We start from the raw sequence: 15,693 nt of genomic DNA, 5'->3' as shown, positions 1-15,693 counted from the left end.
TTCCGCCGGCGACCGGCTCGTCAGGCCGATACAAGCTCAGGCGCGTCGACATGCCAGCGCATCGGCCGCACACTGGCGCAGGCGTTTGAAATTGGCAGGATTCGCCGAAAAGTAGTGCGTCCTTTGCAGGTAATACTCCAGGGCAATTCCATCCACAATATTGCCGGGTGGCGGTATGGTCACCTGGTTGTCGAACATCACCTCCACGCCCTCCAGCCATTTCAGCAGTGTGGTCGGCGGCCCCGACATATTGATCCACATGGCGATGTACAGCAGGGCCTTGAGCGATATGCAGCGCCCGCCTGCGGCGGCGGTCGCCATGCACGTGCGCACGTCATCGAGGACATTGCCCAGGATCGCCTGGTCCATCTTGTCCACTAGCGCGCGCCCGGCCTGCGAATTCAAGGCATTGTTGACGAGCGCGCTCTCCTGCGGCGAGAGAGGACTGGCGATGGTATGAACCGATAGCCGGCTCTTCAGCGATTGGGCCGTTGCGGGGGGAACGCCTGCGGCTTCCAGCACTTGGAGGAACGTGGAAGCGACGACCGGTTGATTGGCCGCGAGATCGCCCTGCATGAAGCCGAACGAGCCGCCGCTCTTGCCTTTTCCCGCGAAGCTGATCCGGTATGGCGACGCGTCGCCGATTTCGTGTAATCGCAACGCGGTCGAGATCGTCGTGTCGACACCATCGTCGAGTGTCGTGACAGGAATGTCTTCTGTCTCAGGTGCCGCACCTTGACGCAGGTTCACGGTGTGATTGGGCGAGAACGATGCCGAATGTAGTGGACATACGAAGTCTGCCGGGTCGAAACTCGTAATCAGTTCCGGTTGCAGCCCATTCCATGCGGACGGTGCCAGCAACGCACTGAACGGGGTGATCACGGTGAAGCCTGTTTCCCGGTTCTCGTCTGCGCCGACGACCATGCCGATCACCTGCATATTCCGATCGACGACCAGGCTGCCGCTGTCGCCGCCTTGCGTGAACACGCGGTCGGAGACGATCTGGCTTCTATACGTGACCGCCGTGGATGCCGCCCAGTCCGGGCCGACCACGATCATGCCCTCGACATCCTGATCCGCTGCGGCGATCTGCGGGTCGCTGTCATCGTCGAGGATGTGACGGCCGCCGATCTGGATCGGCTGGCCGATCGTCGGAGCGACAGGCGGTTTCAGATCCTCTAAAGTTTGCCCGAGACGCAACCTTGCATCGACCATGTCCGGACAAACCCATATCAGGGCGGCGTCGGTCGTCGGATCGCCGTCGATCGTCGTCCAGGTCAGCAGGCGGCCGATGGCCTGAGGCGAGCCGGAAGCGTCGATCGCATGGATTTCGTCACCCTGTCGTGCAAAAGTAGGGAGCACTACATGGCCTGCAGTCAACAATAGGAGGCGATCAGGATATTCCCGAAATCGGAGCAAGCAAGTCGATTTCCCGCTGCCATACGTCCCGTACTGCACCCTGTCACCACATTGAAATTTAGTCATGGCATGCCTCCAATGCCGGGTTCGGAAGAACCGGGATCTAGATTGTGCTCGGCGGCAGCGGCCGCGGCAGCACGGTGCTCGGCTTGAGCGGGCTTTGCGGTATGCCATCACCCGGCTGCGCGGATCTCGCATTGGAGGCGGCGTCCAGATGCGCACCGTTCGCCGCCGGAGGCACCGGCACGGCCTTGTAGGCGAGATAGCCGGCATGACTGATGGCGAGCAGGTAGACGAATGTGTCGGACAGTTGCGGCAGAATGGTCGTGTTCGCGGCGACCCCGGCTGGCGCCTTGCCGGACACGCCCGTGTAAAACAGGTGGATCAGCATCGCCAAGTACACACTCCAGAGAACGAGGGTGACCGCGAACTGTTGGACTTTGCTGATGTCGATCGTCCCGGCCGCGGCGGCATCGTCGCTCTCGAATAAATCCTTGAAGAGGGGAGGGCACCAGTCCGAACGGACGAACACCTTGCCGACCGCGTGCACGTCGGCGCCCACGCGGGCCGCCGCCGCGTCCAGCGCGGATTGGGAGGGCGCGTTGGCCATCGACTTGAGCGACAATATCGCCGGCGCGGCCGCCCCGCTGGCGATACTGATGCCCATGATCGTCAACAACTCAGGTGGGATGTAGATATCCAGGGCCGTCGCCAGTCCGTCGGAAGAGCCGGCGTCGAGCGCACTCCAAGCCCGGCAAACCACCACCGCCATCAACGCCGACAGGATCAGCCAGGTCCAGAGCACGACCTGTAGGCGGGAAAGACTATAGGTATTGCGGCTGCTCCAGAATACGCCGCTCACCTTGCCCGACACGCCGACGCTGATCGCCATGAGCAGGACGTAAAGGGCCAGCAGGGCCACCGCGAACACGACCACCCGCGTCATGGGGTCTTTAGCGGCTGCGCCGGGCAATCCCCAATTGGGCAACAGCGCGTCGATGACGCCGAGCGCAAGGCCAACGACCAGTAGCGGTATGGCTCCCATCAACGGATGGGCGGAATGCGACTTCTGCGGCTTGGGCATAGCGGTCCGGACGCCGACGTAGGCTTTCGGGCCGCCGCGCAACGGGGCGTTTTGAGCATTCATGATGGTTCCTTATGACGACGTGTCATTACTTGGTTGGCTTTGTAATCGCGCTATGTGCAGGCGTTGCCGCTGCCGTGACCGGCGGAGGTTTTGGCGGCGTCCCGCCCGCGCCCGACGGGCTTGCCGTCGTGGGAGAACAATCCCCACTGGCATTGATCGGGCCGTGCGTTGCGATATATGCATGGAGTGAATCGCTCATTCTTCCCGTCGGCACTCTCCCGGCGCAGTTCTCCAGTTTCTTGACCCGGTCGATATAGCGTGGATCATTTGGGGTGACATCGGGCGGCAAGCCGAGTTCCGTCAGTTTTTCGGCTCCGGCGTTTGACACGAGGCCGGTACCGACGTCAGACGGTGGCGATGGAGCAGCGCTGTTGCCTTTTTTTCCGGCGGAATTCTTCGTTAAATCTTTTTTTGGCCCGACCGCGACTGGTTTTTTGTCGGATGGGGAGCCGATAATGATGTCGACCTGGTTCGATGCACGATGTGTTGATTCTTTGGACGATGAGTCGTAGAGATATAACTTGAAATGGCCGGGCTTGGCGTTCGGCGGCGCCATTACCTGTAACTTGCCATCCGAGAGCGTCGCAACGAGCTGAGCAATCGTCGGTTCAGGGCCCGACCACCCGATTCTCGGCGTGCCCGCACCATCCCCGATGACTTCAAAATTGTATGATTCTCCCGCCAGCAGCGGCACGCCGGTCGGTGGAACATCGTCGCGCAAAACGATTCGCATCGGTTCGGTACCGGGCGTGATCGTCTTGCAAGTTCCAATGGCAGCCGTTGATATCACGTCACTGGAAAGCAGCTTCTGGACTGTCGCTACTTCGGTAGTCAGCTGTTCCAGGCTGACTTTCAGTTCGTCGAACCATGGTGCAACGCCCAATTGGGTGGTTCGCTGGGCCTTCGAGAGCGCTTCCTGTGCCGTGGACGCGGTCGCCTTGGTGTCCGATTTGGCAGCCTGGTGCGAACTCACGAACGCACTGATCGAACTGGATTGCGCGATCGCATCGATGTTTGGCGAGGACGAATCCAACTGCTGGCTCACGCTCATTACAGTCTGGTTGACTGCCGAATAAACGGTGCGGCCGATGTTTTTGTCATCGATACTGACGGCCCCATCAATCTGTACGACGAGAAGCTCTGCCGTCTTATATGCTGTTTCCGCCTTATCGATAACCTCCGTTAATGCCCCTCCTTGAACCGTGGCGCGTCGGCCGGCGCGTATTGCATCGGCGAGTCTGCCGATCTTCAGCATCAAGCGGTGTCGTGCCGCCTTGAGGCCCTCATTGCGCAGATTCAAGCCCAATGCCGCGTCGTCGATGCAATCCAGATTCTTGAGCCCGGCGCGATAGATTCCTATCCTGACTGATGGCTGGACATTCTGATTGGTCACGTAGCCCGCTCCGCCGACGGTGAGGAGCGACAGTACGAGGTCGTTGCTGCCTTTGAATAGCGCTGCCATGCCGGCGCCGCCGACGCCGCCCGCGACCATGCCTTTGTTCGTGGCGTCCAGTTTCTCGAGCGCGGTGACATCCTTCTGCATTTGATCGCGAGCCCGGGCGAGATAGGCGTAAGCGTTCGCGTAGCTTAAGCCGTCGGTGATGTCCTTGTCTGTCGGTCGTTCGGGTGGCGTCAGTAACACGGTACAGGAACACAGGCATACCGACGACACCACGCCTGCGTATTTTAAGAAATGCATTGGCGACGAATCGAGACCGCTTTGAGCGAGGAGCGCACGGAATTCGCAAAATCTATTTCGCATCCTGATCTCTCCTCGCTTTGCCCGGCATTCACGAATCGAGCCACGTCTTGATATTTCGCTGGCATTGTCGACGGCAAGACAAATCGCATTCAGCAGTTCGGTTTACAGACAGCCGGCATTTCGCACACGTGTATTGTGTCGAAAATTTAACTTCCTGAGCAATATTGATCTACCTCTAACTACTGCTAGGTTCTTTCCTATTTCAAATATTATGTCTCCTGCGTGATTTATTCGGCTTGATTAAGATATTTCCGCGTGGATTGAGAGCCTGCTAATTAACTTTTCAAGCCTTTGCGTATCCGATCGAGTGTGTTGAAAAAATTTCGATAGGAAATGGCGATAAGGATTTTGGGGGCGAATGCCGTCATGGGGGGCGTTTAATCCACCGGTTTTAGATAATGCTCTTCCTGCGCTGTGGGCTCAATCGCCGCACATATATTTTTGTATATGCGACACGCCTTATGCCCGTCTGTTACTTGTGGAAAAAAGGTTTTTATAAACTACAAAACAATATGTCGTCGGTTATCGGAAGAGGGTGTCGAGTGATGCTGGTCGAGTGAGAAAAGCAAACCGCGGCAGGCCTCATGGCGGATCGAACATTTTGCTGATGTGGCTGGCTTACGCTGGCGTCGTTCGCGGTACAGCGCCGGACGGCGCGCTGTGCGCTATGCGTCCGTGACAAAATGGATGTACCGCCACCGTCACCGCGAAAGCCGCGCATGGAACCCGTCTGCACCATCGGCCATTCGAACCGTACGATCGAGGATTTCATCGGCCTGTTGCGCCAGAACGGGATCGCCTGCCTGCTCGACATCCGGACGGTGCCGAAATCGCGCCACAACCCGCAATTCGGCCAGGACCAGCTCGCGGCCTCGCTGGCCGAGGCCGGCATCGAATACCGCTACATGCGCGGCCTCGGCGGCCTGCGCCGCCCGCACAAGGATTCGCCGAACGCCGGCTGGCGCAACGAGTCGTTCCGCGGCTACGCCGACTACATGCAGACCGAGGAATTCGCGGCCAACGTCGATGCCGTCATCGAACTGGGCAAAGAGAAATCCTGCGCGCTGATGTGCGCGGAAGCGGTGCCGTGGCGCTGCCACCGCTCGCTCGTGGCCGACGCGCTGCTCGTGCGCGGCGTGCCGGTCGACGACATCATCGATGCGCGCCAGCGCCGCCCGCACAAGCTGACGCCGTTCGCTCACGTCGACGGCTTGCGCATCACCTATCCGCCCGAACCGGATCCGCAGGGGCAGCTCAGCTTGGATTGACCACGCGGGTGACGGCCGCGCTCAGTTCCGCGAGCTGGAACGGTTTGCGCAGCACGGCGTGCGAGCCGATCGCGTGTTCGATGGCCCCCATGTCGGCATAGCCCGTCGCCACCAGCACGGGCAGGCGCGGGAACAGCGCGCGGGCGCGCACGGCGAGTTCGACGCCTGTCATGTCCGGCATCAGGTAATCCGTCAACAGCAGGCCCGGCTCGCCGGTGGCCAGCTCGGCCAGGCCCTGCGTGCCGCCGTCCGCTTGCGAGACATTGCACCCGAGAGCCAGCAGCGCATCCACGATACCCGCGCGCACGTCGCCGTCGTCTTCCACGACGAGCACCTTGAGGCCGGCGAGTCCCTGGCGGTCGATGTCGAGCGGGAATTCGTCCGCGGTATCGTCGCGGGCGGCGCGCATCCAGACTTCCACCGTCGCACCCTGGCCCGGCGCGCTGTGGATGAACGCACCGCCGCCCGATTGCTGGGCCATGCCGTAGACCTGGCTCAGGCCCAGGCCGGTACCTTTGCCGACGCCCTTCGTCGTGAAAAACGGTTCGAAGACCTTGGCGGCGATTTCCGGCGACATGCCGGGGCCATTGTCGGCCACCGTGACGCACACATACGGCCCCGCGGGAAGCGTACCGGCGAGCGGTTGCGCATTCACCGCGCGCAAGTCGATCCGCCCGTGTCCGGCGAGCGCGTCGCGCGCATTGATGACCAGATTGAGCAAAGCCATTTCCATCTGGCTCGTATCGGCGAGAACCGCGTCGACATCGTCGGCGACCGCCAGCGTGAGTTCGACGCCCGCGCCCAGGATCGGTTTCGCGAGTTCCGCGACGTTCTCGAACAGCGCCCTGACCGCGAGCGGACGCAAGTCCAATACCTGGTTGCGCGCGAACGACAGCAGCTGGCCCGTGAGCTTGGCGCCGCGCTTGCAGGCGGCCTGCGCCGTCCTGGCGCGTGCCAGGGTCGAGTCTTCGCGCGAAAACATGCCGATGAGCTCCATATTGCCCTGGATGACGTTCAGCAGGTTGTTGAAGTCGTGCGCCACGCCGCCCGTAAAACGGCCGAGAAACTCGAGCTTTTGCGCTTGCGCCATGGCTTGCTGGGCACGCTCGCGTTCCATGATCTCCGCCGTGAGCCGGTCGTTGGCGCGCGCCAATGCCCAGGTGCGCTCGTCGACGCGCGCCTCCAGGTGGGCATTCAGCGACGCGAGCTCGTCGGCGACAGCCTTGCGCTGCGCCAGCACTTCCCGCGCCTGGTACTGGCGCCGGCGCGCCCTCAGCGCCGAGCCCGCCGCCGTCGCCAGCGTGTCGGCGCTCAGCGGGCGTTCGAGCAGGATCACGTTCCCGAGTGTGGACAAGGTCGTTTTGAGTTGCGCGGGCGCCGAGCCGAACCGTTTGGCCAGCAACACGACGAACGGGAAATCCGACCAGGACTCCTGTTTGGCCAGCCACTCCGAGACGCGCGTCAGCGCGAGCGGCGACAGTGCCTCTTCCGAGATGATGGCCGCCGCGGCGCCGTGCCCGACGGCATCGACGAGCGCGTCGACGTTGGCGACGACGTCGCAATCGACGCCGTCGCGCGCGACCACGCCCGCGATGACTTCCGCGTCGCGTCCCTGTGGCGCGACGATGAGGATGCGCTGTTCGCGGCGGTCAGCTGTTGGCATCGGATGCGGCCATCATCGGGGTCGTCCCGCGGTAGGTCGGCAGCCCCGTCAGCACGCCCTCGAAGCCTTCCAGTGCCTCGCCGATGTCGATGCCGCCGGCGCCGAGCGACAGTTCGTGGATGGTCAACGCATGGCTCGTCATCCGGCTCTTGGACACGGTAATGGCACGGCGCAGTTTGCCGCCCGATTCAAAATAGCGCAGCAGCATCGTCGAGTCGCTCAGATAGCTGAGATCGACGTCGCGGATGACCTCGCCGATGAGGCCGTGTTCGCCGAGGATCAGCGCCGTCGTGACGCCATTCAGGTTGAGGTAGGCAAGCAGCTCGTGCATCTGGAGGATGAGGAATTGCTCGCCGGGCATCGCCTGCAGGTAGGCGTTGAGGCTGTCGATGGCGATGAACGTCGCACCGTCGGTTTCCACGGCATCGCGCAGCATTTGCGCGAACTGGCCGGGGGCCAGCTCGGCCGGGTCGACATGGCGCACGGTCAACAGGCCCGAGACCATGTGCCGGCGCAAATCGAGGCCCAGCGACGCGGCGCGGGCGAAGAACGTTCCCAGGCCTTCGTCGAACAGATAATACGAAGCCTTCTCGCCGCGGTCCAACGCCGTCAGCATGCAGCGCACGACCACCGTCGTCTTGCCGACGCCGGAGGGGCCGACGAACAGGGTATTCGTGCCGGACACGAGGCCGCCTCCCAGCAGCGCGTCGAGCCCGGGCGAACCCGTGGAGCGGATGACCGGATTGAACTCCACGCCGTGCTCGGCCGCGACGAGCCGCGGGAAGATCCGGATGCCGCCGGTGTCCAGCACGTAGTCGTGGTAGCCGCCCCGGAACGCGATCCCGCGCATCTTCATGATGTTGACGCGGCGCCGCTCCTTCCCGAATTCCTTAGCCAATTGCTCCAGGCAAATGACACCATGGGCGATGCTGTGCAGGTGCTGGTCGGACTGGCTGGTCTTGTCGTCAAGCATGAGAACAGTACACGCCCGCGACGCAAAAAATTGTTTGAGCGCCAGGATCTGGCGACGGTAACGCAGCGGGTTCTGGGCCAGCAGGCGCATTTCGGACAGGCTGTCGAACACGACCCGCGCCGGCCTGATCTTGTTAACCTGCTCCATGACACCGCGCGCCGTTTCGCCGAGCTCGATCTCGGCGGGATGCAGGACGGACTGCTGCGCATCCGGATCGAGCGCGTCGTCGCTGGCGAGCTCGAAAATCGCCAGCGCGTCGAGCGACCAGCCGTGGCTGTCGGCCACTGCCCGCAGTTCGTCCGCCGTTTCGGACAGCGTGATGTAGAGTCCGGCTTCGCCCCTGGCGGCACCGTCGAGCAGGAATTGCATGCCGAGCGTCGTCTTGCCGGTGCCCGGCGTCCCCTCGACCAGATACACCCGTTCGGCCGTCAAGCCCCCGCCCAGGATGTCGTCCAGGCCAGGGACGCCGGTCGATATGCGGTGGGAACGTTTTCGAGCTGGGAGGGAGGGCGACGATTCTGACATACACGGGTATCCGAAAAAGACGGTAGAGCGCGCTCGAGCGAACGCGGTGACGGGCTGTGGTGACGCGACAGTGAACCGATTATATGTCGAACCCGCTGATCCTCGTCGCGACGAAGGAATCACGAATAATTGGCGGTCATCTTTGCTTTCCCTGTGGCAACAATGTTAAAGTTACGGTCTGGAAAATGTTATCGGAGCGGTATCATGTTGATTGTCGTGGGTGTCGTGATCGTGCTGCTGGCCGTGTTCGGCGGCTTCGTCCTGCAGGACGGGCATCTGGCCGCGTTGTTCCAGCCTTACGAACTCCTGATGATCTTCGGCGGCGCGCTGGGCGCCTTCGTCATCGCCAACGACCGCAAGGCCATCCGCCTTACGTGGCAGAGTCTGCCGACGCTGTTCCACGGCTCGCGCTACACGCGGGAACTGTATATGGCATTGATGGGGCTCATGTTCGACCTGTTGACGAAGGTTCGCCGCGAGGGGCTGATGGCGCTGGAAAACGAGATCGACGCGCCGTACGAAAGCGCCATCTTCACGAAATACCGCGTCATCCTGCAGGACGACCACTTGCTGGAATTCATCACGGACTACCTGCGCCTGATGGTGTCGGGAACGATGAACAGCTACCAGCTGGAAAACCTGATGGACAACGAGATCGACACCTACCAGGACGACTCCGACATTCCCGTGCAGGCCATCCACAAGCTGGCCGACGGCATGCCCGCGTTCGGCATCGTCGCGGCCGTGATGGGCGTCGTGCACACGATGGGCGCCATCGGCCGCCCGCCGGCCGAACTGGGCGCCCTGATCGCGGCCGCGCTCGTCGGCACCTTCCTCGGCATTTTGTTGTCGTACGGCCTGGTCGCGCCACTCGCGAACCTCCTGCACCGCCGTCACCAGGAAGTCGTGAAAGCGCTGCAATGCGTGAAAGTCACGTTGCTGGCCTCGATGAACGGCTATGCGCCGACGATCGCCGTGGAATTCGGCCGCAAGGTCATCTCGGCCACGGAGCGCCCGACCTTCGCCGAACTGGAAGGTCATGTGCGCCAGCTGAAGTCACGCTAGACGGTCTTAACGGCGGTCGGGCATGGCGATGCCGGCCAGCTTCCAGCTCCACAGGCCGTCGCGCCGGAAAATAAAACTGCCGCCATCCTGCGCCGTGACGGCAAAGCGATCCCAGCCGAGGTAGTGCAGCGCAGCGTGCGGCTTCTCCCGTGCCGGTTCCGCGCCCGGCCCTTCCGATTCGGGAGCGGGCTTCGCGATCGATACGTTGCCGTGCTCGACCATGGCCGCGACACCGGCCGGCGACACGACGGCGTCGATGAGCGGATTCGCGACGGCCATCGCGAATTTCCTGCCGATCTCGGCAAACGGATTGTTGCCGTCGGCGTGATCGACGTCCCGGCTGATCGACGCCAGCAGCTGGCCTTTCACGCTGTCGCGCAGGGCGGGAAAGTCGACTTGCGCGGACACGGCGTCGGCGTCATGGCGGGCGGCGGCGTCCCGCAGGCGGTGCAGCGTCCACCACGGGCTGGCGAAGCTGGTGACGGCGACGACGAGGAGGGCGCCGACGGCGCCGGCGGCGAGGGCTCGGGTACGGTTCATCACGTTCTTTGCTTTCTGGAAAAGCGACATGATACCCGGAGACCACAAACGACAAGGCCGGAACGGTCGCCCGTCCCGGCCTTGCCCGAGCCGCTGATACGCTTCGCTCAGCGATGCCGGCGATGACGCGTCACGATCACATGCTTGTGCCCACGGCGCGTGCCGCCGCCGACGGACGCGCGGATGCGCGGACCGCCTGCCGAGGCGTGGACGCGCGGGGATTCGGCGCGCGTCGACACGGGGCCGGCGTCGCCCAGCACGTGGCGGCGGATGTTCAGGGCGTCCAGGACGCGCACGGACGACGCGCCCGCGTTCAGCAGCACCATCGTCGCGTTCTTGCCGGCCGCTTTCACGCGCATGATCAGGCAGCGGCCCGCTTCCTGCGTGTAGCCCGTCTTCGACAGGCCGATGTCCCAGCCCTTCGCGCCGACGAGGCGGTTGGTGTTGTGGTACTCGACTTCACGGCCCTTGATGTTGATCAGGTCCTTGGACGACGTCGTGATGCGGGTGATTTCCGGATAATTCGACGCAGCCGTCGCCATCTTGACGAGGTCGGCGGCCGTCGAGCGGTTGTTCGGGCTCAGGCCGGTCGGTTCCTCGATGACGGTCTGGGACATGCCCAGCGCGGCGATCTTGCGCTTGACGGCGGCGCGGAATGCCTCGATGCCGCCCGGATACGTGCGCGCCAGCGCGGCGGCGGCGCGGTTGTCCGACGACATCAGCGCCAGCTGCAGCACGTCGCGGCGCGGGATCGTCGCGCCGACGGGCACGCGCGACGTGCTGTGCTTCAGCATGTCCACGTCTTCCTTCTCGATCTCGATCGGCTCGTTCATGTCCTGGTGGGCATCGAGCACGACCATGGCGGTCATGAGCTTGGTCAACGAAGCGATCGGCGCGACGGTGCTGGCGTTCTTTTCGAACAGCACTTTGCCCGTGTCGTCTTCGACCACCAGGACGGATTGCGATCCGAACGGCACGGCGAGGGCCGCTGCACTGGAGATCGTCATCACTACGGCAGCGAGGAATTTTTTGATCATGAATGGTGTCTGGGTACGGTTAATGGTCGGGCGCCGGACGGCGGCGGAACATCAAAACGTCGGGTCGGCAGATAGCGTCTAGCTATACGGCAACAACAAAGTTGAACGATAGCATCAAAGATTGTCATATGTCTATGTCAGCCTCTGAAATATCGAGTCCACCAGCAAGATTCTACAAGAAAAAAAAGCCCCGCGTTGCCGCAGGGCCTTCTTTTTGAACAGAATTTTCTAGACTGTCTTATTTTGACGTGTAGATTTTGTCGAACTCGCCACCGTCATCGAAATGGCGTTTCTGCGCAGCACGCCAGCCGCCGAACACGTCATCGACGGTGAACAGCTGGATCGGCTTGTAGTTGGCGGCAAATTGCTTCATGACTTTTTCGTTGCGCACACGCAGATAGTGCTTGGCGCCGATGGCCTGGCCTTGGTCCGAATACAGGAAGTTAAGGTACGCGGTAGCCTGCTTGCGGATGCCTTTGCGGTCGACGACCTTGTCGACGACGGCCACGGGCGACTCGGCCAGCACGGAGATCGACGGGTACACGACTTCGAAGTCGTTGCCGAACTCGGCGCGCACGAGGTTCACCTCGTTCTCGAACGTGACGAGCGCGTCGCCGATCTGGCGCTGCGTGAACGTCGTGGTGGCGGCACGGCCGCCGGCGTCCAGCACGGGCACGTTCTTGAAGATCTTGCCGACGAGTTCGCGCGCCTGCGCTTCGTTGCCGCCTTTTTTGATCACCGAGCCCCACGCCGCCAGGTAGGTGTAGCGGCCGTTGCCGGCGGTCTTCGGGTTCGGGATGACCACTTTCACGCCCGGCTTGGCCAGGTCGGCCCAGTCGTGGATGCCCTTCGGATTGCCTTTGCGGACCAGGAACACCATGGTCGAGTAGTAGGGCGCGGCATTGTCCGGGAATTTCTTCGCCCAGTCCTTGGCGACGAGGCCGCGGTCGGCCAGCATGTCGATGTCATTGGCCTGGTTCATCGTGACGACGGACGCTTCGAGCCCGTCCGCGACGGCGCGCGCCTGCTTGCTGGAACCGCCGTGCGATTGCTTGATCGTGATGTTTTCGCCGGTGGTCTTTTTCCACTCGGCGACGAAGGCCGGGTTGATGTCCTTGTACAGCTCGCGTGCCACGTCGTACGACACGTTCAGCAGCTCGACGTCGGCGGCTTGCGCGGTGAACGGCAGGACGGCGCCGCCGAGTGCCAGCGCCAGCAGTGCACGGCGCAGCGAGGAAATGGATGGGATCGCCATATTATTTTTCCTTGTGGAGACTCTTCTAGGGGTTTTGGATCATCCGTTAAAAAATAGCAAAACAAAAGTACATTTTTATCATATGCTTAGACGCCGTATGAGGCATGCATACGCTTCGGGCCGCCCCAAAGCAGGCAAACCGCGTTTGGGTTATAGTCCGGCCTTTCGCTGTTCGGGCTGATGACCGGTCCGCAGAATCATCGTTTGTTCCAGGTTGACGCTGAAAAACAATGGGTATCGAAATTCGCCAGGCAATACCGAGTGACGCGCCCGCGGCCTGCGCGCTGCTGCGCCGCTCGATCGAGGAGGGCTGCATGCTTGACCACGGCGGCCGTCCGGAGATCCTGCAGGCCTGGCTCGGCAACAAGACCACGCAGAACGTGCTCGGCTGGCTGTCGTCGCCCACGAATTATGCCGTGGTGGCGGAGCGCGACGTGGACGGCATGCGCGAACTGGTCGGCCTGGCCCTGTTGAACCAGGCTGGCAAGGTGCCCCTGTGCTATGTCCGCCCCGACTTGTTGCGCCATGGCGTCGGCCGGGCCTTGTTGTGCGCGCTGGAGGCGCAGGCGCGCGCGTGGAATATCAGCAAGGTGCACATGCAGAGCCCGGGTTCCGCCAGCGGCTTCTTCGAGCGCCACGGCTATGTCAACGCCGGCAAGGACAAGGCTTGCTACGGCCTCGAATGTGATTTTCTGTGGAAACACCTCGATGCCGAAACAGTGCCGGCACGCAAGCGTTTTTGCAATTGCAGCCAATGAGCCGCGTCATGCCGTGATCGTTGTTTAACATTACACAACGTGAACGCATCTTTTTTCTGCCGGGCGGTTGCGCTATAGTACTCGGGTTGCAATGATGAGTTCGTTATGGCTTCCCGCAGAGATTTTCTTCACCAAGGCTTGCGCCTGACCGCGCTGGGACTCGTCGCCGTCCCGTTGGTCGATGCCCGGGCGGCCCGCGCCGCCGCCGGCCGCGACCAGACCGACCCTCCCGGCACCGACCTGGAACCGCCGCCCGACCTGTTCGACGCGCAGGTCGTCGACATCGACTTCTGGGTCAAGCCGCGCACCCTGTCCGTGATCCGTCCGCAAAGCGGCGAACGCGCCAGCGTCATGTACTGGAAGGACGGCGAGGTGATCGATTCGGCCTACCAGGAACTGTGCCATTTGCTGCGCGACGTGAACGGCAAGGCGTCGATTCCCATCGACCCGAAGCTGATCGAGACGCTGTGGGCGTCCCAGGCGTTCGTGGCGCGCTACGGCCTCGACCGTCCGTTGGAGATCCTGTCCGGCTACCGCACGCCGGCGTCCAACAACCGGCTGATCGAGCAGGGCGTGCCGGCCGCGCGCCAGTCGCTGCACATGTCCGGCAAGGCGGCCGATGTCCGCATCGCCGGCCTCACCGAGGAGGTGCTGGGCGGACTCGTCAAGAGTTTCCGCAAGGGCGGCGTCGGTTTCTATTACCGCTCCGGCCCGAAAGGCGGCTGGATCCACACGGACACGGGCCTCAACCGTACCTGGAAGGGCTGAGAACCTACCGGCGCCGCCGGATTCCTGGACGGATAGGCGGCGCACGCGTCCCCGCGTTTTTGCTATCGTAATCGCACCAACTTTTCCCGAAGGAGGGCATGATGGCAACCATGAACGCACCCACAATGGAACGTCGGCACCTTCCCGAACGGCGTGCCGCCGTGCGGGAAGGCACCACGGCGATGACCGGTCTCGATTACGCCGCAATGGTCCTCATGATCATCGGCGGCCTGAACTGGGCGATGGTCGGCCTGTTCGACATCGACGTCGTCGCCACGCTGTTCGGTCCGGGCAGCCCGGCCAGCCGCGTCGTCTATGTCATCGTCGGTCTCGCGGCCCTGTATTCGATCTATACCGCGACCAAGCTCAGCCGCCATAAGCACTGATGGCACGTCACCAAACCTGCCGCGCGTCGCACGGCGGACCGGGCCGCGCAGGCCGCGATGCTCCGCTACGGTGGACGGGCCGTACTCTGGCACAGCTGCGCTTCTCGAACAGCATTGCGGCCGCTCGCGACGGTTGTTCGAGGTGCCAAAGGCCATGCGCGTCGGCCTGATTTCCGACACGCACGGCCTGCTGCGCCCCGAGGCGCTCGCCTTCCTGGCCGGGGCCGACCATATCGTCCATGGCGGCGACATCGGCGGCCCGGAGATCCTCGAGCGCCTGGCGGCCGTCGCGCCGCTGACGGTGGTACGCGGCAACAACGACACGGCGCCGTGGGCGCGGGCGATCCCCGAGACGGTCCGCGTCGACTTCGGATCCGTGGCGCTGTACGCGATCCACGACCTCAAACTGCTGGACATCGATCCGCGCGCGGCTGGCGTGCGGATCGTCGTGTCCGGCCACTCGCACCGTCCCGCGTGCGTCGAACGCGACGGCGTGCTGTACGTGAACCCGGGCAGCGCCGGCCGGCGCCGCTTCAGCCTGCCGATCGCGGCCGGCGAGCTCATCATCGACGGCGACGCCGTCCGTGCCCGGCTCGTGACGCTCATCCCGTAAGACGCTCTGGCCGCAGGGCGGGAAATGCCGTAGCATACGCGCCGTCCTCAAGCTTGATCGATCTCATCATGACGCCCGACCAGAATACGAACGACCGCCCCCGTTTCCGCCCCGTCCCGTGGACGCCACTGGAAACCCCGCAGGACGTCGAGCTGTGGATCGACGAGCACAACCGCACGATGCAGGAGCTCGTCAAGCCGCAGGAGACGGGCGTCGGCGTGCGCTTCCGCCTCGCGCCCGGCGGCGACATCTACATGCAGACGGCGGCGGATGCCGTCATCCTCGACGTCGAGCCCGACGCGGGCTGGGTCGCGCCCCTGATCATGGCCGCGACGGGCGCCGAGCAGCCCGCCGGCTCGATCTGGGTGCTGCCGGACGACAAGCTCATCCAACTGCTGCTGGGCCTGTCGACGCTCGTCGAGAGTTCGCTGATCGTCACGGGCCACAACTTCGGCAAACACGGCCGGCGACATTTTTAGCATATATTTACGACAATATTTCCTTTGCGCATAGT

The 15,693-nt window shown here is 63.0% G+C and carries 15 protein-coding genes; 7 read left to right on the top strand and 8 right to left on the bottom strand.

Annotated elements, in window-relative coordinates:
* Positions 1–36: 36 nt before the first annotated feature.
* From BVG12_RS08820 to BVG12_RS08810, 3 genes are read right to left on the bottom strand one after another with little or no spacing between them, the layout of a single operon-like run.
* On the bottom strand, positions 37–1,485 hold the full coding sequence (locus tag BVG12_RS08820) for a S1 family serine peptidase (protein ID WP_075792064.1): 1,449 nt from the start codon (positions 1,483–1,485) through the stop codon (positions 37–39).
* A 37-nt stretch (positions 1,486–1,522) separates the two neighbouring features.
* The gene (locus BVG12_RS08815) at positions 1,523–2,566 is read right to left on the bottom strand and encodes a hypothetical protein (protein ID WP_075792063.1); all 1,044 of its coding nucleotides are present in this window, start codon (positions 2,564–2,566) and stop codon (positions 1,523–1,525) included.
* A gap of 25 nt (positions 2,567–2,591) precedes the next feature.
* Positions 2,592–4,328, bottom strand: coding sequence for a hypothetical protein (locus BVG12_RS08810; protein WP_156895593.1), 1,737 nt, complete (start codon positions 4,326–4,328; stop codon positions 2,592–2,594).
* Positions 4,329–5,047: 719 nt separating this feature from the next.
* Between BVG12_RS08810 and BVG12_RS08805 the strand changes: the two genes are divergently transcribed.
* Positions 5,048–5,596, top strand: coding sequence for a DUF488 domain-containing protein (locus tag BVG12_RS08805; RefSeq protein WP_156895592.1), 549 nt, complete (start codon positions 5,048–5,050; stop codon positions 5,594–5,596).
* On the opposite strand, the gene BVG12_RS08800 is transcribed toward BVG12_RS08805, so the two are convergent.
* Together BVG12_RS08800 and BVG12_RS08795 are read right to left on the bottom strand one after the other, a co-directional pair.
* Positions 5,583–7,259 carry an ATP-binding protein gene (locus BVG12_RS08800; RefSeq protein WP_075792060.1) on the bottom strand — a complete coding sequence of 559 codons (1,677 nt, stop codon included), beginning with the start codon at positions 7,257–7,259 and terminating at the stop codon, positions 5,583–5,585. The genes BVG12_RS08805 and BVG12_RS08800 overlap by 14 nt on opposite strands.
* On the bottom strand, positions 7,246–8,757 hold the full coding sequence (locus BVG12_RS08795; RefSeq protein ID WP_075792059.1) for an ATPase domain-containing protein: 1,512 nt from the start codon (positions 8,755–8,757) through the stop codon (positions 7,246–7,248). Before BVG12_RS08795 ends, BVG12_RS08800 begins: the two co-directional genes overlap by 14 nt.
* 204 nt (positions 8,758–8,961) lie before the next feature.
* Between BVG12_RS08795 and motA the strand changes: the two genes are divergently transcribed.
* The gene (gene motA, locus BVG12_RS08790; RefSeq protein WP_075792058.1) at positions 8,962–9,822 is read left to right on the top strand and encodes a flagellar motor stator protein MotA; all 861 of its coding nucleotides are present in this window, start codon (positions 8,962–8,964) and stop codon (positions 9,820–9,822) included.
* A gap of 6 nt (positions 9,823–9,828) precedes the next feature.
* Here the strand turns inward: motA and BVG12_RS08785 are convergent, their stop codons facing one another.
* From BVG12_RS08785 to BVG12_RS08775, 3 genes are all read right to left on the bottom strand, one after another.
* Entirely contained in the window at positions 9,829–10,362 is a 534-nt protein-coding gene (locus BVG12_RS08785) for a DUF2939 domain-containing protein (protein ID WP_075792057.1), read from the bottom strand.
* A 107-nt stretch (positions 10,363–10,469) separates the two neighbouring features.
* On the bottom strand, positions 10,470–11,399 hold the full coding sequence (locus tag BVG12_RS08780) for a serine hydrolase (protein WP_075792056.1): 930 nt from the start codon (positions 11,397–11,399) through the stop codon (positions 10,470–10,472).
* Positions 11,400–11,637: 238 nt separating this feature from the next.
* Entirely contained in the window at positions 11,638–12,654 is a 1,017-nt protein-coding gene (locus tag BVG12_RS08775; protein WP_075792055.1) for a sulfate ABC transporter substrate-binding protein, read from the bottom strand.
* A gap of 230 nt (positions 12,655–12,884) precedes the next feature.
* Here BVG12_RS08775 and BVG12_RS08770 point away from each other — a divergent pair, with 230 nt between their 5' ends.
* The 5 genes from BVG12_RS08770 to BVG12_RS08750 all read left to right on the top strand — a co-directional run bounded on the left by BVG12_RS08770 (position 12,885) and on the right by BVG12_RS08750 (position 15,658).
* The gene (locus tag BVG12_RS08770) at positions 12,885–13,412 is read left to right on the top strand and encodes a GNAT family N-acetyltransferase (protein ID WP_075792054.1); all 528 of its coding nucleotides are present in this window, start codon (positions 12,885–12,887) and stop codon (positions 13,410–13,412) included.
* A gap of 105 nt (positions 13,413–13,517) precedes the next feature.
* Positions 13,518–14,180: a YcbK family protein gene (locus tag BVG12_RS08765; protein WP_075792053.1), complete on the top strand. Its 663-nt coding sequence runs from the start codon at positions 13,518–13,520 to the stop codon at positions 14,178–14,180.
* Positions 14,181–14,290: 110 nt separating this feature from the next.
* On the top strand, positions 14,291–14,566 hold the full coding sequence (locus BVG12_RS08760) for a DUF378 domain-containing protein (protein ID WP_229503840.1): 276 nt from the start codon (positions 14,291–14,293) through the stop codon (positions 14,564–14,566).
* Between the two features lie 154 nt (positions 14,567–14,720).
* Complete coding sequence (locus tag BVG12_RS08755) at positions 14,721–15,179, top strand: metallophosphoesterase family protein (protein WP_075796265.1); 459 nt, start codon at positions 14,721–14,723, stop codon at positions 15,177–15,179.
* A gap of 68 nt (positions 15,180–15,247) precedes the next feature.
* Entirely contained in the window at positions 15,248–15,658 is a 411-nt protein-coding gene (locus BVG12_RS08750) for a hypothetical protein (RefSeq protein WP_075792052.1), read from the top strand.
* Positions 15,659–15,693: the final 35 nt, after the last annotated feature.

It is taken from the genome of Massilia putida, from assembly GCF_001941825.1.
Taxonomy (GTDB): Bacteria; Pseudomonadota; Gammaproteobacteria; order Burkholderiales; family Burkholderiaceae_D; genus Telluria; species Telluria putida.
The sequence above is the reverse complement of the archived record's forward strand: the minus strand, read 5'-3'. Positions and strand labels throughout refer to the sequence as shown.

Excerpts from the sequence above, each read along its gene's own strand:
- motA (WP_075792058.1), top strand. The coding sequence starts at position 8,962 with ATGTTGATTGTCGTGGGTGTCGTGATCGTGCTGCTGGCCGTGTTCGGC.
- BVG12_RS08785 (WP_075792057.1), bottom strand. The coding sequence starts at position 10,362 with ATGAACCGTACCCGAGCCCTCGCCGCCGGCGCCGTCGGCGCCCTCCTC.
- BVG12_RS08810 (WP_156895593.1), bottom strand. The coding sequence starts at position 4,328 with ATGCGAAATAGATTTTGCGAATTCCGTGCGCTCCTCGCTCAAAGCGGT.
- BVG12_RS08755 (WP_075796265.1), top strand. The coding sequence starts at position 14,721 with ATGCGCGTCGGCCTGATTTCCGACACGCACGGCCTGCTGCGCCCCGAG.
- BVG12_RS08780 (WP_075792056.1), bottom strand. The coding sequence starts at position 11,399 with ATGATCAAAAAATTCCTCGCTGCCGTAGTGATGACGATCTCCAGTGCA.
- BVG12_RS08820 (WP_075792064.1), bottom strand. The coding sequence starts at position 1,485 with ATGACTAAATTTCAATGTGGTGACAGGGTGCAGTACGGGACGTATGGC.
- BVG12_RS08795 (WP_075792059.1), bottom strand. The coding sequence starts at position 8,757 with ATGTCAGAATCGTCGCCCTCCCTCCCAGCTCGAAAACGTTCCCACCGC.
- BVG12_RS08805 (WP_156895592.1), top strand. The coding sequence starts at position 5,048 with ATGGAACCCGTCTGCACCATCGGCCATTCGAACCGTACGATCGAGGAT.
- BVG12_RS08800 (WP_075792060.1), bottom strand. The coding sequence starts at position 7,259 with ATGCCAACAGCTGACCGCCGCGAACAGCGCATCCTCATCGTCGCGCCA.
- BVG12_RS08770 (WP_075792054.1), top strand. The coding sequence starts at position 12,885 with ATGGGTATCGAAATTCGCCAGGCAATACCGAGTGACGCGCCCGCGGCC.
- BVG12_RS08775 (WP_075792055.1), bottom strand. The coding sequence starts at position 12,654 with ATGGCGATCCCATCCATTTCCTCGCTGCGCCGTGCACTGCTGGCGCTG.
- BVG12_RS08760 (WP_229503840.1), top strand. The coding sequence starts at position 14,291 with ATGAACGCACCCACAATGGAACGTCGGCACCTTCCCGAACGGCGTGCC.
- BVG12_RS08750 (WP_075792052.1), top strand. The coding sequence starts at position 15,248 with ATGACGCCCGACCAGAATACGAACGACCGCCCCCGTTTCCGCCCCGTC.
- BVG12_RS08815 (WP_075792063.1), bottom strand. The coding sequence starts at position 2,566 with ATGAATGCTCAAAACGCCCCGTTGCGCGGCGGCCCGAAAGCCTACGTC.
- BVG12_RS08765 (WP_075792053.1), top strand. The coding sequence starts at position 13,518 with ATGGCTTCCCGCAGAGATTTTCTTCACCAAGGCTTGCGCCTGACCGCG.